This is a genomic window from Colwellia sp. PAMC 20917 (assembly GCF_001767295.1).
Taxonomy (GTDB): domain Bacteria; phylum Pseudomonadota; class Gammaproteobacteria; order Enterobacterales; family Alteromonadaceae; genus Colwellia_A.
In genome coordinates, this window is the sequence record NZ_CP014944.1 from 2,574,957 (window position 1) to 2,594,613 (window position 19,657).

15 protein-coding genes are annotated in these 19,657 nt (G+C 39.2%); 6 read left to right on the forward strand and 9 right to left on the reverse strand.

Translation table 11 applies throughout. The features are described from left to right. Nucleotides 1-71 precede the first annotated feature (71 nt). From A3Q34_RS11120 to A3Q34_RS11130, 3 genes are read left to right on the forward strand one after another with little or no spacing between them, the layout of a single operon-like run. Nucleotides 72-794, forward strand: coding sequence for a TetR/AcrR family transcriptional regulator (locus A3Q34_RS11120; RefSeq protein ID WP_070375426.1), 723 nt, complete (start codon nucleotides 72-74; stop codon nucleotides 792-794). Nucleotides 795-822: 28 nt separating this feature from the next. Next, entirely contained in the window at nucleotides 823-1,920 is a 1,098-nt protein-coding gene (locus tag A3Q34_RS11125; protein ID WP_070375427.1) for an efflux RND transporter periplasmic adaptor subunit, read from the forward strand. Between the two features lie 6 nt (nucleotides 1,921-1,926). Further along, nucleotides 1,927-5,034 carry an efflux RND transporter permease subunit gene (locus tag A3Q34_RS11130; RefSeq protein WP_231907341.1) on the forward strand — a complete coding sequence of 1,036 codons (3,108 nt, stop codon included), beginning with the start codon at nucleotides 1,927-1,929 and terminating at the stop codon, nucleotides 5,032-5,034. Nucleotides 5,035-5,124: 90 nt separating this feature from the next. Here the strand turns inward: A3Q34_RS11130 and A3Q34_RS11135 are convergent, their stop codons facing one another. The 4 genes from A3Q34_RS11135 to A3Q34_RS11150 all read right to left on the reverse strand — a co-directional run bounded on the left by A3Q34_RS11135 (nucleotide 5,125) and on the right by A3Q34_RS11150 (nucleotide 8,609). After that, a complete protein-coding gene (locus A3Q34_RS11135) occupies nucleotides 5,125-5,547 on the reverse strand; it encodes a VOC family protein (protein ID WP_070375429.1) in 423 nt (140 codons plus the stop codon). Nucleotides 5,548-5,878: 331 nt separating this feature from the next. Further along, complete coding sequence (locus A3Q34_RS11140; RefSeq protein WP_070375430.1) at nucleotides 5,879-6,319, reverse strand: hypothetical protein; 441 nt, start codon at nucleotides 6,317-6,319, stop codon at nucleotides 5,879-5,881. A gap of 299 nt (nucleotides 6,320-6,618) precedes the next feature. Then, nucleotides 6,619-8,358, reverse strand: a complete 1,740-nt coding sequence (locus A3Q34_RS11145; RefSeq protein WP_070375431.1) for a sodium:solute symporter family protein — start codon at nucleotides 8,356-8,358, stop codon at nucleotides 6,619-6,621. Next, nucleotides 8,358-8,609, reverse strand: a complete 252-nt coding sequence (locus A3Q34_RS11150) for a DUF4212 domain-containing protein (RefSeq protein WP_070375432.1) — start codon at nucleotides 8,607-8,609, stop codon at nucleotides 8,358-8,360. The genes A3Q34_RS11145 and A3Q34_RS11150 overlap by 1 nt, the downstream gene beginning before the upstream one ends. A gap of 314 nt (nucleotides 8,610-8,923) precedes the next feature. On the opposite strand from A3Q34_RS11150, the gene A3Q34_RS11155 reads away from it, so the two are divergent. Both A3Q34_RS11155 and A3Q34_RS11160 read left to right on the forward strand, forming a co-directional pair. Beyond that, nucleotides 8,924-10,801: a putative nucleotidyltransferase substrate binding domain-containing protein gene (locus tag A3Q34_RS11155; protein ID WP_070375433.1), complete on the forward strand. Its 1,878-nt coding sequence runs from the start codon at nucleotides 8,924-8,926 to the stop codon at nucleotides 10,799-10,801. Between the two features lie 8 nt (nucleotides 10,802-10,809). Beyond that, entirely contained in the window at nucleotides 10,810-11,514 is a 705-nt protein-coding gene (locus tag A3Q34_RS11160) for an exonuclease domain-containing protein (RefSeq protein ID WP_070375434.1), read from the forward strand. 143 nt (nucleotides 11,515-11,657) lie between these two features. Here A3Q34_RS11160 and A3Q34_RS11165 read toward each other — a convergent pair whose 3' ends face one another. The 4 genes from A3Q34_RS11165 to A3Q34_RS11180 all read right to left on the reverse strand — a co-directional run bounded on the left by A3Q34_RS11165 (nucleotide 11,658) and on the right by A3Q34_RS11180 (nucleotide 15,207). Continuing rightward, nucleotides 11,658-11,957, reverse strand: a complete 300-nt coding sequence (locus A3Q34_RS11165; RefSeq protein WP_070375435.1) for a hypothetical protein — start codon at nucleotides 11,955-11,957, stop codon at nucleotides 11,658-11,660. A gap of 209 nt (nucleotides 11,958-12,166) precedes the next feature. Beyond that, on the reverse strand, nucleotides 12,167-12,418 hold the full coding sequence (locus A3Q34_RS11170) for a YdcH family protein (protein WP_070375436.1): 252 nt from the start codon (nucleotides 12,416-12,418) through the stop codon (nucleotides 12,167-12,169). Nucleotides 12,419-12,428: 10 nt separating this feature from the next. Next, on the reverse strand, nucleotides 12,429-12,743 hold the full coding sequence (locus A3Q34_RS11175; protein WP_070375437.1) for a TraR/DksA family transcriptional regulator: 315 nt from the start codon (nucleotides 12,741-12,743) through the stop codon (nucleotides 12,429-12,431). A 175-nt stretch (nucleotides 12,744-12,918) separates the two neighbouring features. Beyond that, the gene (locus A3Q34_RS11180) at nucleotides 12,919-15,207 is read right to left on the reverse strand and encodes a S9 family peptidase (RefSeq protein ID WP_070375438.1); all 2,289 of its coding nucleotides are present in this window, start codon (nucleotides 15,205-15,207) and stop codon (nucleotides 12,919-12,921) included. Between the two features lie 300 nt (nucleotides 15,208-15,507). Here A3Q34_RS11180 and A3Q34_RS11185 point away from each other — a divergent pair, with 300 nt between their 5' ends. Then, entirely contained in the window at nucleotides 15,508-16,554 is a 1,047-nt protein-coding gene (locus A3Q34_RS11185; RefSeq protein ID WP_070375439.1) for a DcaP family trimeric outer membrane transporter, read from the forward strand. A 685-nt stretch (nucleotides 16,555-17,239) separates the two neighbouring features. On the opposite strand, the gene A3Q34_RS11190 is transcribed toward A3Q34_RS11185, so the two are convergent. Continuing rightward, nucleotides 17,240-19,588, reverse strand: coding sequence for a Tex family protein (locus A3Q34_RS11190; RefSeq protein ID WP_070375440.1), 2,349 nt, complete (start codon nucleotides 19,586-19,588; stop codon nucleotides 17,240-17,242). Between the last annotated feature and the right edge of the window lie 69 nt (nucleotides 19,589-19,657).

The following is a 19,657-nucleotide window of genomic DNA, read 5'->3' on the forward strand; positions in this document are numbered from 1 at the left end:
TTGCATTTCAACAACATTGCTATATAATCGCGTTCGAATATCATTCGAACGAATAAGTTAAAGAGGTTGCTATGGCACCCGCACCAAAATTTAGCCTTGAAGAACAAGAGAAGTTAATTCTGTTTGCCGCGGTTACCGCAATAGAAAAAAGTAACTTATTAGATTTTTCAATGTCATCAATCGCCAAGTCTGCTGGCCTATCTATGGGGTCGGTCTATAAATTTGTGCAATGTAAAGAAGACTTGCTGATTGTCTTAGCAACAAAAATGTATCAAGAAAAATATCGGGTTGTAAGTCAAGTGCTTGCATTGCCACTAACTACGCCAGAACGAATTATTGCTTTGAGCTTACTCGATTTTTCTAAAGTACAAATGTTTAGTTTTGATGATCAACTAGAAAGTATTGTTAATACGCGCTCTATTATAAAGCGATGCTCGCAACGCTGGCTTGATTATATGATTAATTGTAGTCGTGTTTGCGAGGATTCATTTAAAGCATTGTTGCAAACGGCAGTCGATACTAATGAACTACAGTCGGGCGTTAATGACATGGAGCAGATAAGTATTGGTGCATGGTCTTTAAATGTTGGTTATTTTCAAACGGTAAGATTACATCACAATAGAAACAGTAAACAAGATAGTGAAGCTCAAGAGGGTATCACTTCTTTATCAACAGACAATGTGCACATTCTTAATTTACAACGCTTTATCAACACCTTTGATTGGCGACAAAAAGTCAGTAAAGACGATATTGAAAAAGTAGCTATACAGCTAACTACGTCAGAGCTTAGATAACAACATGAGAAATAATAAAGGAAATACTATGAAAATCCGTCAATGGATTCTGATTATTCTAATTTTAGTTGCAGTGGTCAGTAGCTTGTATTTTTATAAGTCATCATTACAAGCCCAAGCATCGCAGGGAGTCAATATGCCTGAGCCTTCAGCAACGGTTAATGCGACTAAAGCGGTTCGTGTCGATTATCAAGAAATGCTGAAAGTCAGTGGTGAAGTACAAGCCTTTAAATCATTATCATTAAATAATGAATTCGCTGGGCAAATTACCCTGTTAAATGCACAGTCAGGACGCCTGGTGAAAAAAGATCAGGTACTTATTGAAATTGACCATCGAGATGAAGACTCGAAGTTAATTGCCGCTCAAGCACAGCTTACCTTAGCGAAAAAGACCTATAGTCGCTATCTTGTCTTAAAGAAAAACAATGAAATTAGTGCTGAACTTGTTGATCAAGCTGAAGCTGAAGTTGCATTGGCTAAGTCTGATGTTGCCTTATTAGAAACGATGATCGCCAAGAAAAAACTGACCGCGCCTTTTGATGCAAAAGTGGCCATTCACAATCTTGAAATAGGACAATATTTAGATAAAAACAGTCAAGTATTGACCTTGATTGGTATTAACGAATTTACCTGGATTGATTTTTACTTACCACAAGTTTATCAAGAACTCGTGGTGGGATCTGTTGTTAACGTTCAACCGATGAATCAGCTTAAGTCATATCAAGCGATGATCATTGCCATTGATCCACAATTAAAACGGACTTCACGTAGCTTGAAGTATCGCGCACAAATAAAATCTTCATTATTAGCATTGAAGCCTAATACCTTAGTCAGTGTTTATTCACCCATTGCCGCCGAGGCTTCGCTAATATCAGTACCTGATATCGCCATAACACGAGATCCACTAGGAAGTTATGTTTTTATACTTGAAGCAGAGGGTGAAGGTGCTTATCGGGCTAAAAAAGTTAAAGTGACTTTGGGTGATCGCAATGATGACCGGGTAATGGTGTTGTCAGGCCTCAATGAAGGACAATTAATTGCTACAAAAGGTGCATTTAAATTGTTCCCACAAATGAAAGTTTACCTCGCTGAGTCTTTGTCAGCGAGCACTGCTGATAAGAAATAGCGAGTTATGATGAAAAAAACTTCAAATCCAATTTCACACAGTAAAGCATCGGTAATGGATATTTTTGTTCGCCGTCCTGTTGTCGCGTTAGTTTTGTCTATTATTATTTGTTTAGCGGGACTTTGGTCAATCAGTAAGATATCTATCTTGCAGTTTCCAAAGATAGAGAGTGCTTCGTTAGTTATTGATACCTATTACATTGGCGCTTCAGCTGAAGTGGTGCAAGGTTTTGTTACTGAACCGATAGAGCGAGCTGCCGCAACGGTCCCTGGTGTTGAGTATGTTGAGTCTAAAACGACTTCAGGCAGCAGTAAAGTTACCGCGTGGCTCAACTTAAATGAAAATAGTACCTTAGCATTAGCAGAGTTAACCGCACGTTTAAGCCAAATTCGCTATGAATTACCCACAGGTGCGCAAGACCCCATAGTCTCGGTGAGTCGTGCAGACCGTCCTTTTGCTGTCTTCTATCTGAATGTTAATGCTAATGGTAATGACTTATCAAAAGTCACTGATTACTTAACCCGACAAGTTAATCCGGTTTTAAACGCCATAGAAGGTGTGCAACGTGTTGGTATTGAAGGGGCAAGAACGCCAGCAATGCGCATCTGGTTGAATACCCAAGCGCTTGCAGTGTTTAACTTAAGTTCGACAGAGGTTTACCAAGCATTAGCAACCAATAACAGTATTGCAACTATGGGCTATGCTGAAAATAGCCGACAGCGCATTGATATTGTTGCTAACAGTCAATTAACGTCAGTGACTGAGTTTGAGCAATTAGTGGTGGCAAATATCGACGGTGCTACCATTCATTTAATTGATATTGCTCGTGTTGAAATAGCGGCAGAAGATGCTAGCGTTACGGCAAGGCTAAATGATAGTGACACGGTTTATATCTCAATTTGGCCCTTACCTGGCGCTAATGAAATTGATATTGGCGATAGTCTTTATAGTAAAATTGCCGAATTAAATAAAACATTACCTTTAGGTATATCGATAGATTTTGCCTTCGACGGTACACTTTATATGCGTGATGCGTTAAGTGAAATTTTCATTACTTTAATGGAGACTGTTATTTTAGTCGGCTTGGTCGTTGTCTTATTAATGGGGTCATTTAGAAGTGCGATGGTACCACTTATTACTATACCTATATCTATACTTGGCGCGGTAGCAGCGATGTCATTTATGGGTTTCTCGCTTAACTTATTAACCGTGTTAGCGATTGTATTATCGGTAGGTTTGGTGGTTGATGATGCGATTGTGGTGGTGGAAAACGTTGCCCGTTTAATGCGTAAAGGTTATTCAAAATTTGACGCTGCTTTAGAAAGTTCACGTCAACTACTTGTTCCCATTATTTCGATGACCTTAACGTTAGCTGCGGTCTATGCTCCTATTGGATTTTTATCAGGGTTAACCGGGGTTTTATTTAAAGAATTTGCTTTTACCTTGGCTATTGCGGTCATTATTTCAGGGATTGTCGCGATTACTTTATCATCGGTGATGAGCGCACATATCTTGCCTAAAGGGGGTGAAGAGGGGTGGTTAACACGAAAGGTGAATAAACTCTTTGATAATATTCAACAGGCTTATGGCAAATTACTGCAACGTATTTTTAAGTGGCAAGGGCAGGTTTTTTTAATTGCGGCTGTGGTTTCTTTGCTTTCAGTGCCTTTTTATTTGCAATCAAAGAAAGAGCTAGCGCCTGTTGAAGATCAAGCGAGTGTTATGTTTGTCGTTATGTCACCACCTGACTCTTCATTAGCGTACAACGTTGCTCAAATGGGACCTGTGGTGGAGACCTTACAAGAGATTGAAGGTGGTTTGAAAGTTTGGCAATTACTCTTCACTTCTGGTGGCTTTGGCGGCTTAGAGTTGGTTGGTGCTGACGATCGTAATTACTCTACACAAGAACTTATTCCAGAAATGTATGGCAAATTGGCACAAATACCCGGTTTGAATATGTTACCTATATTACCCGGTTCATTACCAACCGCGGGACAATTTGAAATTGAAATGGTAGTTAAATCTTCGGCATCCTACGCGGAAATGAAAAACTATGCTGATCAATTGGTGGGAGCAGCATTTGCCAGCGGTGATTTTCTTTTTGCAGACAGTGATTTAAAAATAGATTTACCCCAAGTTGAGTTACAACTAGATCGCGAAAAAATTGCTGATTTGGGGCTTAATGTTGCTGATATTAGTCAACAAATGGGCATTCTATTGTCGAGTAACTTCGTTAACCGTTTCGATGCTAACGGTAAGGCATATCGTGTTATTCCAATGGTTGATAATAATATTCGGGGTAAAACTGAAGAGATCTTAGCGTTAAATATTAAGATACCTTCGGGAGAATTAATCCCCGTTTCGGCTGTTGCTGATTTAACATGGAAAACCGTACCGCGTGAATTATCAACTTTTGCTCAGCAGGCTTCATTTAAAGTTTATGGTGGCGTTGCGCCAGGCGTTAATAAAGAACAAGCGCTGTCAACACTAGAAAATGCGGCGAGAAATATGCTACCTACAGGTTACAGTATTGACTATGCCGGAGAATCACGTCAGCTTCGCAAAGAAGGCAGTACCCTAGTGATGGTATTAGGTGTTTCATTATTGATTGTATTTTTAGTTTTAGCGGTACAATTTAATAGCTTTAGAGACCCGCTTGTGGTGCTTTTAGGTTGTGTACCCTTAGCGTTGTCGGGAGCATTACTTTTACCTTATATTGAGTTAACCACCATTAATATTTATTCACAAATTGGTTTGATCACCTTAATTGGTTTAATCGCTAAAAATGGTATTCTTATTGTCGAATTTGCGAATCATGCTCAAATAGCTGGCGCCGATAAATTAGCGGCGGTTACAGAGGCGGCAACGACACGTTTGCGACCAATATTAATGACGACCGCGGCAACTATTTTAGGACATTTTCCTTTAGTATTGGTGACGGGAGCTGGAGCAGAAGCGCGAAACAGTATAGGTATTATTTTAGTAGCGGGTATGTTTATTGGTACACTATTCACGCTGTTTGTTTTACCGAGTTTCTATTTGTTATTCGCCGAGCGTAGACAAGCTTCAGTCGAAAATAGACCCGAGATGGCTATCGCTAAAAGCGAAGCTTAGTCAGGGCTGTTGTTGCTAGGTAAAAAGGGCGTTACTTTAACAAGTAGCGCCATTTTTTACGCAACAAACACAGTTAATACTTTAAGGGGATCACTCGTCGCCACTGTTTCGTTGTTGAGGAATATCACTAAAGTACTGGACAAACTCTACTTCAAAGCCATTGGGGTCAAGAAAATATAAATTAGCTCGGTGTGTATGCTCAACGCCTTCTTTATGCACGCCAAAGCCTGCCTTTACTAGTCTATTTTTTATTGCTGTTAAATTATCAGTCACAAAAGCAAAATGGGCTAACCCTACTTGATGTCCCAATAAATCTCGATTTTCTCCAATACCGTTATCGTTGAAAGTAAGGTATTGATAGTCGTCACCAAAGTGTACCCAATTGCGATCTACGCCAGACCATTGTGAAATGCCCTCAGCTCTTATTTTCCAATGAGGAAAGGCTGCTTGGTAAAATGTCAGTGTTTGTGGAATGTCGTTAACGACTAAATTTAAGTGTTCAATGTGCAGCATAAGTATCCTTGTTTACTAACAGTGAAGAAACGATGAAAACTCAGCTAAGCTGAAGTAAAAAGTTATTTCTAATAAACTTGAAATTATATTATGCCAATTAAGTCCTAATGGACAGGGTGAACACTGAAGAAGTGAATTTAATCATAGACAACGTTGCTAAGCGTGATTAATTTGGGGGCGTAATAAGATGTCGTGGCGAATGAATGTTCAGATAATGAGTTGGCTTGGTGTTAGTCATTTTATCAGTGTTTTTTTTATCAATGAATCGTTGTCATAAATACCATGACAACGATAAATTAACGACCTGCCACTTGTGGGTTTATCGGTGGTATTAGTTAAGTGTTTGCGTATAAAACTCAGAAAAATATTTGCCACCCTTAATTTCAAGGATTAAACGTAATTTGTAGCTTTGGCCTTTATCTGCAACCAAACGACCAAGTGGTGTTTCGCGCTTCCAGTAATAAGGCGAGTCTTTCATGCCAAGTCGAAAGGACGTTGCTTGGTTTTCTTTATCGACGAGAAATAAAGTCGCGGTGTCGATAGGAAAAGTAGAATTAACGGTCGTTATACCCTTATTATCCATAACATTTACTTCAAATTCTCCTGATTTTAAAATACATTTTTGCTGACTAACGTCACAATGTCCAAAGGGAACCAATTCAAAAGCGCGCGCTTGACTAGCACTATTCTCTTCCCATAAATCAGCTAAGGCAAAGCCTAAAATGGTCAGGATAGGGGCAACGATAATAGCTGTTTTAGTGTGTTTGTTCATAAAGCTTCCTATGAGTATATGTTACTTCGTCATGCTGAATTTATTTCAGTTGTTTAACTTGAGATCTTGAAATGAATTTAGGATGACGCCGACTTAGCTAGTTAGGTTTTAGTTCTGCCGCCCACTGAGTCAGTTTAGTTTTAATCATAACGGCCATTTAGCCCGTTCGGTGTTAAGTATTATGTCTGCTTAAGCAGAAGAATTTACTCATTATATCGTAATAAGTAAATATAAAGCCCTATTTATACAAGTTAAATAGGGCTTTAGTATTATTAATCAAAAAGTTGTCGTAAGACTAATTAGTGATCATGTGCTGCTGAAACACCACCGTGCGGTGTACGGAAGTTTTCAACCATTTGTTGGATATGAGCGGGTGCTGGACCTGTTACTCTTAATACAGCGAAAGCAACTGCAAAGTTAACAGCAGCGCCGACTGCACCAAAGGCATTAGGAGAAATACCAAAGAACCAGTTAGGACCCATGTCACCTAGGAAAGAAGTGCCTGGGATAAACATAAAACCTTTGTGTTGGAACACGTATAACATAGTTACACCGATACCCGAACACATGCCCCAAACTGCTGCTGGACCACTCATCTTCTTAGCAAATATACCCATCATTAGTGCAGGGAATATTGACGATGCGGCTAAACCAAAGGCTAGCGCCACCGTTCCTGCGGCAAAGCCAGGCGGATTTAAACCAAGCCAACCAGCAACCATCACTGATATTGTCATCACAATTCGACCTGCGAGTAACTCATCTTTCTCTGACATGTCAGGTGTTAAAATACCTTTCAATAAATCGTGGGAGATAGAGGAGGATATCGCTAATAACAAACCAGCGGCAGTAGATAACGCAGCAGCTAAACCACCAGCGGCAACTAAAGCAATCACCCAGTTTGGTAAGTTTGCGATTGCTGGGTTAGCAAGTACCATAATGTCACGGTCAACTTTAACCATTTCATTCGTCGCTTTATCAGCAGTATATTGTATTTTACCATCGCCATTCTTGTCTTCGTATTGTAAAAGACCAGTTTTTTCCCAATCTTTAAACCATTGTGGACGTTCAGCATACTCAAGGTTCTGACCGGCTACGGGTTCAATAGTGTTCATTAGGTTTAAACGAGCCATTGCGCCAACTGCCGGAGCAACTGTGTATAACAAGGCGATAAAGACTAATGCGTAACCTGCAGATTGACGTGCAGCTTTAACTGAAGGAACGGTAAAAAAGCGCATAATAACGTGAGGTAAACCGGCAGTACCTATCATTAGAGATAGAGTATATGCGAACATATTTACTGAACCGCCCATGTTATCAGTGGTGTACTCTTTAAAGCCTAATTCAGTAACAACTAAGTCTAATTTATCAAGTAAATAAACACCGCTACCGTCAGCCAACGTTGAGCCTAAGCCTAACTGTGGAATAGGGTTACCCGTTAACTGTAGTGAAATAAAGACTGCAGGAATGGTATAAGCAAAAATCAATACTATGTACTGAGCAATTTGCGTGTAAGTAATACCTTTCATACCACCCAATACGGCATAAACCCAAACAACGAACATACCGATGTAAAGACCTAAATCGTAATCAACTTCTAGGAAGCGAGAGAAAGCAACACCCACACCTTTCATTTGACCAATGATGTAAGTTAATGACGCGATGATTAAACAAACAACGGCAACAACACGTGCTGTTTTTGAGTAATAACGGTCAAAAATAAATTCAGGTACAGTGAACTTGCCGTGCTTACGTAAGTAAGGAGCAAGTAGCATGGCCAGTAGTACATAACCACCAGTCCAACCCATTAAGAAAACTGAGCCACCATAGCCAAGGAAAGAAATCATCCCTGCCATTGAAATAAATGACGCGGCACTCATCCAATCGGCACCAATTGCCATACCATTTTGTAATGGGGTAACACCACCACCAGCAACGTAAAAGTCACTAGTTGAACCGGCACGAGCCCACCAAGCAATACCAAAGTAAACGGCGAAAGAACCGAACACAGCAATGTATGTATAGAGTTTTAACTCATCCATTATGATTCCTCGACGTTATATTTTTTATCAAGATCGTTCATTTTTTTGGTGTACCAAAAAACTAAACCGACAAAAGTGTAAATTGAACCTTGCTGTGCAAACCAGAAACCTAGTTTGTAGCCACCGATACGTATTTCATTTAAAGGTTCTACTAATAGCAAACCGAACCCAAATGAAACGACGAACCAGATAACAAGACTTATAAATATTAGGCGCAGATTTTCTGACCAATATGTCTGTTTCTCTTCCATTATCCTCTCCTAGCAACTTAACTTATCTGGGTTTTAGCCCAGTTATTATGTGAAGCGTTTATTATTTTTTTACGCTTGATTTATCACCTGTTTTACCAATTAAGGCAGTAGTTACGTTTACTATTAATTCGGATCGCGATAAAACCAAAATCAAAATTCATAGTGAAATTTAACTATTATTGACACTAACAAGGTTTTTCGAATTGAGGTATTACACTTTAGTCTAGATTTTATACTTTAGGGTTGACGTAAGCGGGCTAAATACACTAAAAATAGCTATCTACTAAGTATGTTTTGTTAAAGGCTGAAAGAATATGGATCATGAACTCGCCGAGATTAGTGCTTTCCTTCAAGCGATTCCGCCATTCGACACCCTACCCGAATCGGTGACGTTACAATTAGTCAAAGAAATAAATATTTGCTACGTAAGGGCCAAACAACCGTTGCCACCTAATGGTATCGAGGAGGCGCGTCTTTACATCTTACGCAAAGGTGCTTTGGTTTATACCGACCATAATGGCCAGTTAGTGGGAAAATATACCGAAGGTGAAATTTGCAGTGTTTTTTGTCGACCCGCACAACGCAATGAAGTGGAGGTAAATACTGAAGAAGACACTTTACTGTACAGTCTTGATTATCAAATTTTGCTGTCTTTAGTTGCAGACTACCCACAAATAGACGCTTTTTTCATGCAAACAGCTGCAGAGCGTTTAAAAGGGAAAATGAGCAAGGTTAATGAAGACGCGATTATTAATTCTTCACTGATTAATAACCCCATTAGTCAATTTTATCATCAACCAGTATTAACCATTAACAGTCATCAAAGCATACAAGAAGCGGCGCTAAAAATGACTGAAAAAGATATTTCTTGCTTAGTCGTAATTGATGATAAAGAAAGTGGTGTCGGTGCACCGGTTGGTATAGTAACCGATAAAGATATTCGTCGACGTTGTGTCGCTGAAGGGTTAAGTTTTACCCTGCCAGTCAGCGAGATTATGACCACAGATATGGCAACGTTACCCGAGCAAAGTAGCGCTTATGATGCGCTTATGTTGATGACTAGCAAGCGTATTCACCACCTTCCTATTACTGGCTTTAGTGATTCTGGAGAGTATGGCGAACTAGTGGCGATGGTAACTATCACTGACTTAATGAATAATGAAGGCCACAATGCCGTCAATATCACCAGTATTATTCGTAAAGCGGCGACCATTAACGATTTGATCCGTATCAGTAAATTAATACCAAAATTACAAATTCGTATGGCTAAACTCGGTACCAGTGCTGATCATATTGGTAAAAGTATTAGTGCAATAACGATGGCATTTACGATTCGAATTATTGAAATGTCAGAAAAAATCAATGGCAAAGCGCCAGTTCCCTATGCATGGGTAGCTTGTGGTTCTCAAGCAAGACAAGAGCAGCTTGCCCATTCTGACCAAGACAATGCTTTAATTATTTCTGATCAGGTACAACCTGAGCATGAAGCTTGGTTTGAAAACCTCGCCTCGTTTGTTTGTGATGGTCTTGCTGCCTGCGGTTTTATCTTGTGTCCTGGCGATATCATGGCTTCAAACCCTAAATGGCGACAACCACAAAAAATGTGGCATCAATATTTTGAGCAATGGGTCAATACTCCAAGCCCACAGGCGTTACTTAATGGTAGTGTCTTCTTTGATTTTGCTACAGTACATGGCGACGATTCTTTACTTAACGAAGTACGTAGCAAGCTGCTGGCAAAAACCAAAGGTAATAGCTTATTTCTCGCACACCTGTCTAGAAATGCTTTGATGCTGAGGCCACCACTGGGGTTTTTTCGGGATTTTGTGTTAATTTCTGATGGCGAGCATAAATCGAGTCTAGATATTAAGCACAATGGTATAGCGCCGATTGTTGATCTGGCAAGAATTTATGCGCTAGCCGAAGGGATCGCATCAGTGAACACTATAGAGCGCCTTAGAAAAGCAGCCGGAAGCCCTTCTATTTCTAAAGAGTCGGCGGCTAACTTAATTGATGCTTATGAATTTTTAGGCATATTGCGTTTAGAGCACCAAGCCAATTTACTTCAAGCAGGTAAAGAGCCAAATAATTACTTGTCACCGAAAAAATTGTCTAAGCTCGAACGTGAACATTTAAAGGATGCTTTTAAAGTCATTAAAGCATTACAAGATAGCAGACAGTCAACGTACTAAGGTTAAATATGCTCAGCAATCAACCCTTGTTTTATTGGTTACTCGGTTATGAAGCTAAACGAAAACGTGCTTGGGCGCGAGCGCCAGAAGGAGCCTTAAAAGACTTTCTTGCTGTCAGTTTTCCTGAACCTGATACGCCATTAAATGAGATTGAAATTTTGTCGGTTGATTTTGAAACCACTGGCCTTCATGCCATTAACGATAAGTTACTGAGTGTTGGCTTTATTGGCATAAAACAGCAGCAAATATCATTAAAAGACAGCTACCATCAAATCATCAAAACGAAGGATGATCTTAGCGCAGATAACGTTATTATTCATCAAATAACTGATCAGCAAAAAGAACAAGGCGCGCCATTAAAAGAGGTGGTTGAAGCCTTACTCAAAGCTTTGGCTGGAAAAGTAATGTTGGTACATTTTGCTCGTATTGAAAGACAATTCTTGCAGCAAGCTTGTTTGGAACTTTATGGCGTAGCGCCACCTTTTCCGATGATAGATACCCTAATGATAGCAAAGCGTCAACTTGATAAAAAGGATGTCGCTTACGACCCTTCAGAATTAAGATTGTCAACTTTGCGCCACGCTCATGGCTTGCCAAATCATTTTGCCCATAACGCTTTAAATGACGCTATAGCTACGGCTGAACTGTTAATGGTACAAGTCAGTGAAATGTCTGATAACAACTCACTTAAATTGCACGATTTATTATTGTAATTTTGGCTCAATGAACCCATAAAAACTAACGGCAAGTAAATCTGTTGAAGGCAACCGTGATATTTTCAAGTTGAATATTACTTTTGAACAATACCCCTGACAACTTACTACCGCTCTTTTTTTAAATGGCTTATGGTGACCGTTTAGGCTTTATCAACTGAAGTTGATGTAGACTTAGCATTGGCCTTTATTATTTCAATATCTACTTTATCAATAAGTAATAAAACGTCTGCTAATTTTTTTCTTAAATCAGCAGAGAGCTTGTTAGGGAAGCTACATTTTTTGGCGACAGAAAGTGATTCTCTGCGGATAACGATGTTAAGTAAATTCTGAATAGAGTCGGTATTTGATAGTGCTAATGCGGGGAGTGGTTTTTCAACTGCTTGATTGAAGGTATCGTACGCTTCTTGTAATGCTACTTTTGCTTGTTTTAGTCTAGCCATGTAACCACCTATTTTATTGTTATTAAGGGCCTATTGGTGTTTATCACGATTAATTAAAACACCTATGGCCCCTTCTACAATAAATAGATTTGAAACTTTGTCTAGTGTTATTCGTTAGTAATTAAACGATTGCAGTAGTGTTAACGTTATCACCTTGCCTTGAACCTATAGCTAACCTTAGTTTCATGCTCTTACTTGACGATAAAATTTTAGGTGGTTAATTTCGCTTTTTTGATGATGGTAAATAATTCATCTTTTAAATGTAAGCGCTGCTTTTTTTGTTGATCGAGATATTCATCCGAAGTATTTTCAGCCCCTTGTTCAATGTGATGTACTTCTTGATCGAGCTCGTGATATTTTTTGAATAAGCGAGCAAAATGAGCATCATTCATTTTTAGGCTGCGTATTTCATCAGCAAATTCTGGAAACTCGTGGTGTAAATCATGTTTTTCTATTATCATTTTTTATCCCTTATGTTGCGCAATTAATACAAGTTGTTGTGTAAGGTAAAGCGTGTAATCTTTCGATGTTTATTAGGGTGTTACAGCTTGAACAAAAGCCATATTTTTTATTTTCTAGACGATTTAATGCGGCAATAACATACTTTAGTTCAGCTTTTGCTTGGTGATGAATTTCATCTAGCACTTCATCATTTTCGGTTTCGGTTGCTTGTTCAGCAAAGTCCTGTGAGCGACCTTGGTGTAAATCAGCTTCAATAGCACTTATGCGATGCTCTAGCTGAGCTTTTTTCTCTGTTAAGGAGGTTAATATTTCTTGATGAGTCATGTCATTTTCCTTTAAACGATAAGGGCTATGACTTTATTTTATGGCAACGTTGGCTAATTGTTTTGATCTAGCGCAAGTGTAAGCGAATAATTGGCAAGCTAGGGCTGATAAAAATAATGTAATGCCAATAAAAAAGACGCAGTAAGCGTCTTTTTTATTGGGTTATAAAGCTGTTTTATTTAGAAAACTGAAACTCTTTGGGTGGCGTTGCTCCCATTAAATGTTCAACAAAATAATCCCAACGTTTGCGCATCATGTAAGGTTCACGCGCAAAACCGTGGCCGCGATTAGGTAACATCAACATATCAAAATCTTTGTTAGCCTTAATTAAAGCTTCAACGACAATCAAAGTATTGTAAGGTGGTACATTGGTATCGGTTGTACCGTGAGCGATCAATAATTTACCTTGTAAACTGTCAACCGATAACTGGTTTGCTTGGCTGTCGTAATTGCTAATGCCTTCTTCATCTATAACTTCAAGACCATGGTATTTTTCGCCCCATTCATCAGCATAGTTACGGTTATCATGATTACCTGCCTGTGATACAGCTACTTTGTAGAAATTTGGAAAAGTTAATAACGCGCGAGTTGATGCGAAACCACCGCCAGAATGACCCCAAATACCAACGCGTGTTATATCAATCCAATTATGACGCTTAGCTAACTGTTCAATGGCAGAAACTTGATCAGGAATACCACTGTCGCCCATGTTGCCATAATAAAATTCATGGAAAGCTTTTGAGCGACCCGGTGTACCCAAAGCATCAATTTCTATAACAATAAAACCTAACTCAGCAATTGCTTGGTTATCGCCACGAGAGCTACGAAAATGACGGCCACGAATACTACCTACTTGTGGACCTGGATATAAATAATTAACTACAGGGTAAGATTGGCTGGCGTCAAAATTTGTTGGCTTGTACATTAAACCATAAATATCATTTTCACCGTTTCTGTCTTTAACAATAAATTCAACCGGTGCTTGCCAGCCAGACGCTTTTAATTGGCTAATATCCATGGTTTCTATGGTCAATTCTTTGTTATTACTAACGGCACGTACTCGGCTTATTTCAGCGGTTGTTGGTGTTGCCGCGCGGTCTAAAAAGTGTGTGCCGGCTTTGTTTAACGTAATGCGATGGTGCTTTTTCTCGGGTGTTAATAAGGTTAACTCAGAGCCATCTTTGTTAACGCTGTAAAGATAATGGTAATAAGGGTCACTGCCTTCTTTGCCTGCGCCAGTGAAAATAAGCTTACCCGTTTGTTGATCAACATGGAGTAATTCGATAACCGTCCAGTCACCTTGGGTAATTTGTTGTTTAACTTTCCCCGTTGCTAAATCTATTAGGTATAAATGTCCCCAGTTGCTGCGCTGAGAAAACCAAATAGCTTCATTACTTTTTTCTAAATACTGCCAACTAATGCCATCGACACCTGATTCAAAAAAGCTTTTTTGTGTTTCTGACATAACAAGCTTAACTTTACCGGTTTTAGCATCAGCAATTTTCAACGTGGCAGTTTTGTGATCGCGCGTAGAAGAAACAAAGGCAAATGTTTTACTATCGTCAGCCCAATCTATGTCTAATAGTTCGCCGTTACGTCCAGCGACATGGTCAGTGATTGTTGAACGGTGAGCATCGGGTGCCATATCAAGTGGCGTGACCTTTTTACTTTCAACGTCGATAACGACACGATGAATAGCAAATATATGTTCATCACCCGGTAAAGGATACTTCCAAACGTCAATTGTTGGATGGCCAACTGCGGTTGACACTATGCCCATGTCACCTACGTTGCGGCCATCATGCTTAAAGGTGGTTAATTTTTTTGAGTCAGGCGCCCAAGTCACTACGGGAGAATCACGACGAACCCAGCCAGCATTATTGGTTGCATAGCCAAAGTCTTTAATACCGTCAGTGGTGAGTTGGCTTTCTTTATCTGTTATTAAATCACGTAACCATAGATTATGATCGCGAATAAATACGGCACGTTTACCATCAGGTGATAAGTTTTCCGCACTTTTTTGGCTTAGTTCATCAAGCTGGCATAAATAATGAGTTAAATCACATTGGTAACTCTTTGCCTTTACTGAAAATTTGATGTTGTTTGCAGATATAAACTCTACTTGAGTGAAAGGGAACTTATCGTGATTTACTTCGCTATCAGTAATGCGAGCAAGTGATTCTGCTAATTTTTTATGATCGAATGCGAGAGATTTTTTCTGGCTATTAATATCAACTTTAAAAAATTTATCGCCGTCTTCTGTATGGCTGCGGTATACCAAAGTGTCATTGCTTGACCATAACGGATAGTCAACAGTACCTGTTACTAACTTACTGGTATAGCTTGATAATTGTTGTTCAGCTTTTTTATAGTCGTCAACGCTTAGTTGTTTTGCCGACAACAGGGTTGGTGTCAGTGCAGAAATAATTGCAACGCCACTGGCAAGAATAAGAGATTTTCTCATCTAAATTTACCTTTTTTCATTATTAGTTATTCACTCGAGGATAATACAAGCAAAGCTATGACCAGCCTAACATTTCCTAACCGCTTCAAGTGTAATTATCGTTAAATATACAATTTTATAAGATGAAAGAATCGTTATTAACAGGCAAAAAACATCCCCTTTAGACTTATGTCTAATTTCTAAATAGCGATTAACGTTTTAAGTTATATCCATAAAATAAAAATAAAACGATAAAAAGTAGCCAAAAGATCGTATCTGCAGTTTTTCTGAGGCTAATACACAACAAACGGGGATAGCAAAATGTTTAACAAGAAAAAGCTTCTATTAGCAACAGGATTATTCGCACTGGCTGGCACAGCAAATGCGGCTTACGAAATTAAATTAGACAACGACGATAGTATTACTTTCGGTGGTTACATCAAAGCCGACGCACGTTACATCGATGGTACTGTTGCAGCAACTGATTATTGGTATGGTAGTGGCACGGCACTAGACAATAGTATTTCTAATTTTGGTATTGCGGTAAATGAATCACGCATTAATACTAAATATAAACATGGTGATTTAACCGGTTTTATTGAAATGGATTTCTATGGAGACGCTGTTAGAGGAGGGGGTAATGAAATTATCTCAAATTCGTCAAACCCACGTATTCGTCATGCATTTATTAAATATAAAGATCTATTAATTGGTGACACTTGGTCAACTTTTGTTAACACCAGTGCACTTGCAGAAGCCGCTGATTTTGGTGGTCCATTGTTATCAGCAGCTTTTATTCGTCAAGGACAAGTTCGTTACACTATGGGTAACTTTCAGGTCTCTGTTGAAAATCCAGAATCATATGGCGGTGTCAGTGGCAATGATTCTATGCCTGATGTTATTGCTCGTTATAATTTTAAAGGCGATTGGGGTAATGTCGCTATTGCCGCGGTAGCCAAACGATTACAAACCGTTGGTGGTAATGAAGAATCAGCACTAGGTTATGGTATTTCAGGTCGCATTAATACTTTTGGCAAAGATGACTTTCGTTTTCAATTTCATGGTGGTGAAGTAGGTCGCTATATTGGCGTAACCGCATCAAAAGATTTAATTGGCGAAGAAGTTGAAGAAACAACCTCAATCAGCGTTGCATACCGCCATTTCTGGACCGAAGATTTACGAAGCACGGCCTTTTATGGTAACACCACTACAGAAGTTGCAGATTATGACCGTACACATTGGGGCGTAAATTTATTTAAAAATGTTACTCAGCAATTATCCTTTGGTGTTGAAGTGGGTAATTTTGAAATGGCAGATAAAAATGTTGATTCTGACTACTTACAATTTTCAGCAAAATACGTTTTATAAGTATACCGTTACATAAAAGCAAAGAATTCACACGTTTTGCGTTAGTTGACCTCCTATTCTGAGGTTTTTTGGGGAAGCTTTTGCTTCCCCTTTTTTATGTACAGTATAGCGAGGTGGCATGGATGCCAAAGAACGCATATGTCATCCTAATACAAAAACAACCGTCCCAAAAACCGTCATCCTGAATTTATTTCAGGATCTAGTGTTATGAATATAGCAAGAAGCACAGATACTGAAACAAGTTCAGCATGACGGAGTCTTTAGCATAAACTCAACATGAAGCAGTCTTTAGAATAAATTCAGCATGACGAAGTCTTTAGCATAAATTGAACATGACCAAGCCTTTAAAATAAAAAACCGTCATCCTGAATTTATTTCAGGATCTAGTGTTATGAATATGGCAAAAAGCACAGATACTGAAACAAGTTCAGCATGACGGAGTATTTAGCATAAATTGAACATGACGCAGTCTTTAGAATAAATTCAGTATGACGAAGTCTTTAGCATAAATTGAACATAACCAAGCCTTTAGAATAAAAAACCGTCATCCTGAATTTATTTCAGGATCTAGTGTTATGAATATGGAAAGAAGCACAGATACTGAAACAAGTTCAGCATGACGAGGTATTTATTTCAGGATTTAGTCGTTAATACTGATAACTTCAGTACCAACATCACCCCTCTACTACTTTTTAAACTTTGCAAAGGCATCAGCAAAAGCGTTACCCATAGCGGCATTTTCACTCTTTTTAGCGGGTGGCTTCGTATTACGTTGCGGGTTTGGCTTAGCCGTTTTGGGTGTGGTATTTTGTGAGCGAGGCTGAGGCTTATTCGTCTGCTGGTTTTGTTCTGGCTTGGTGGTCACTGTTTCATCTAAACGCATAGATAAGCTAATGCGTTTTCTAGCCGCATCAACTTCCATCACTTTTACTTTAACAATATCACCTGCTTTAACAATTTCACGTGGGTCGCTAACAAATTTGTCAGTGAGTGATGAAATATGTACTAAGCCATCTTGATGAACACCTAAATCGACAAAGGCACCAAAATTGGCAACGTTTGAAATAACACCTTCAAGTACCATGCCGACAGTTAAGTCATTAATGGTATTTACACCTTCTTTAAACTGTGCGGCTTTAAAAACAGGTCGAGGATCTCGGCCGGGCTTTTCTAGCTCACTAATAATATCTTTAAGCGTTAATTCGCCAATATTAATATCGTTGAGATCTGTGATATTAATTTTACTTAATTGTTCACTATTACCGATTAAATCACTAATGTTGCTATTAAGATGGGCAATGATCTTTTCAATAACTGGGTAGCTTTCTGGATGAACACCTGAATTGTCTAGTGGATTTTTACCACCTGAAATACGTAAAAATCCCGCTGCCTGTTCAAAGGCTTTAGGACCCAAACGCGCTACTTTCTTGAGTTCTTTTCTGTCATCAAAACGACCATGTTCGTCGCGATAAGCAACGACGTTATCAGCCATCGTTTTATTTAATCCTGAAACTCGTGTTAATAACGCAGCCGAAGCACTATTTAAATCAACACCGACATTATTTACACAATCTTCTATAACATTGTCGAGGGTTTTACTTAGCTGGCTCTGACTTACGTCATGTTGATATTGACCAACGCCAATCGCTTTAGGGTCAATTTTCACTAGTTCAGCTAATGGGTCTTGTAAACGCCGTGCAATAGAAACCGCGCCACGAATGGAGACGTCTAAATCTGGAAATTCTTTTGCGGCAAATTCTGAAGCAGAATAAACAGAAGCACCGGCCTCACTGACCATCACTTTTTGTGGTTTATTTGCTTCTAATGCCTGAATAACCTCTGCCGCGAGTTTGTCACTTTCACGTGAGCCAGTACCATTACCTATCGCGAGTAATTCAACTTTGTGTTGTTGGCATAAATTGACTAAGGTTCGTACTGATTTTTCCCAATGATTCTGTGGTGCGTGTGGGAAAATTGTCGCGGTTTGTAATAATTTACCGGTAGCATCAACAATCGCTAATTTACAACCCGTTCGCATACCTGGGTCTAAGCCTAGTGTCGTTTTTGCACCAGCGGGCGCGGCCATTAATAAATCACTTAAATTGGTGGCAAAAACTTTTATCGCGCCATTTTCTGCTTGTTCACGTAAATTACCCAATAATTCAGTTTCTAAGCTTAGGCTTAATTTTATTTTCCATGCCCAGCGTACCACTTTAGTGATAAATTCTGCACCAGCTTGTCCGGTTAAACGCAGATTGTAGTGCTCACAAATAATTTGTTCGGCACTTGAGTACTGACTATCTTCTTGGTTTGGATCTACGTTAATACTGAGTTGTAATATTTTTTCATTGCGACCACGCAACATCGCTAAAGCCCGATGTGAGGGAACATTTTTTAATAATTCTGAGTGCTCGAAATAGTCGCGATATTTAGCGCCTTCTTGCTGCTTGCCCTTAGCGACAACACTGGTTAAATGCGCTTGCTTTAATAAATGCTTACGCAGCTTTTGTAATAAATTGGCGTCTTGAGCAAAACGTTCAATGAGGATATAAATAGCGCCCTCAAGGACTGATTTTTCATCGCTAAAACCGGCATCATTATTGATAAAAGCTTTTGCTTCAACTTCTGGCGTTAACGCCCAGTTATTATAAAGGTTATTGGCAAGCGGTTCTAAACCCGACTCTATGGCTATTTGGCCTTTAGTGCGACGCTTAGGTTTAAACGGTAAATATAAATCTTCTAAACGGGTTTTGTTGTCTGCGGCTTGTAATTCTTTTTCTAATGCTGGTGTTAATTTATCTTGTTGGGTGATGCTGGTAATAATGACTTTTCGACGATCTTCAAGCTCACGTAAATAACTTAAACGTTGATCAATGTGGCGCAGATGATTATCGTCTAACCCTTGAGTAACCTCTTTACGGTAACGCGCAATAAAAGGTACGGTTGCGCCGTCATCAAGCAAGTTAATTGCTGAAGTTATCTGAGCGGTTTTAACGTTAAGTTCTGTTGCGATGAGTTCAGCAATGGTAGCCATTAATTGACGAGCCTTTTTGAAAGAATAAGTTTTAAAGCACTATGTTGCCATGGTTTGATAGCAGCATCA

Bases quoted from the DNA above. Each gene is read 5' to 3' on its own strand.
- A3Q34_RS11120 (WP_070375426.1), top strand. From the start codon at position 72: ATGGCACCCGCACCAAAATTTAGCCTTGAAGAACAAGAGAAGTTAATT.
- A3Q34_RS11125 (WP_070375427.1), top strand. From the start codon at position 823: ATGAAAATCCGTCAATGGATTCTGATTATTCTAATTTTAGTTGCAGTG.
- A3Q34_RS11130 (WP_231907341.1), top strand. From the start codon at position 1,927: ATGATGAAAAAAACTTCAAATCCAATTTCACACAGTAAAGCATCGGTA.
- A3Q34_RS11135 (WP_070375429.1), bottom strand. From the start codon at position 5,547: ATGCTGCACATTGAACACTTAAATTTAGTCGTTAACGACATTCCACAA.
- A3Q34_RS11140 (WP_070375430.1), bottom strand. From the start codon at position 6,319: ATGAACAAACACACTAAAACAGCTATTATCGTTGCCCCTATCCTGACC.
- A3Q34_RS11145 (WP_070375431.1), bottom strand. From the start codon at position 8,358: ATGGATGAGTTAAAACTCTATACATACATTGCTGTGTTCGGTTCTTTC.
- A3Q34_RS11150 (WP_070375432.1), bottom strand. From the start codon at position 8,609: ATGGAAGAGAAACAGACATATTGGTCAGAAAATCTGCGCCTAATATTT.
- A3Q34_RS11155 (WP_070375433.1), top strand. From the start codon at position 8,924: ATGGATCATGAACTCGCCGAGATTAGTGCTTTCCTTCAAGCGATTCCG.
- A3Q34_RS11160 (WP_070375434.1), top strand. From the start codon at position 10,810: ATGCTCAGCAATCAACCCTTGTTTTATTGGTTACTCGGTTATGAAGCT.
- A3Q34_RS11165 (WP_070375435.1), bottom strand. From the start codon at position 11,957: ATGGCTAGACTAAAACAAGCAAAAGTAGCATTACAAGAAGCGTACGAT.
- A3Q34_RS11170 (WP_070375436.1), bottom strand. From the start codon at position 12,418: ATGATAATAGAAAAACATGATTTACACCACGAGTTTCCAGAATTTGCT.
- A3Q34_RS11175 (WP_070375437.1), bottom strand. From the start codon at position 12,743: ATGACTCATCAAGAAATATTAACCTCCTTAACAGAGAAAAAAGCTCAG.
- A3Q34_RS11180 (WP_070375438.1), bottom strand. From the start codon at position 15,207: ATGAGAAAATCTCTTATTCTTGCCAGTGGCGTTGCAATTATTTCTGCA.
- A3Q34_RS11185 (WP_070375439.1), top strand. From the start codon at position 15,508: ATGTTTAACAAGAAAAAGCTTCTATTAGCAACAGGATTATTCGCACTG.
- A3Q34_RS11190 (WP_070375440.1), bottom strand. From the start codon at position 19,588: ATGGCTACCATTGCTGAACTCATCGCAACAGAACTTAACGTTAAAACC.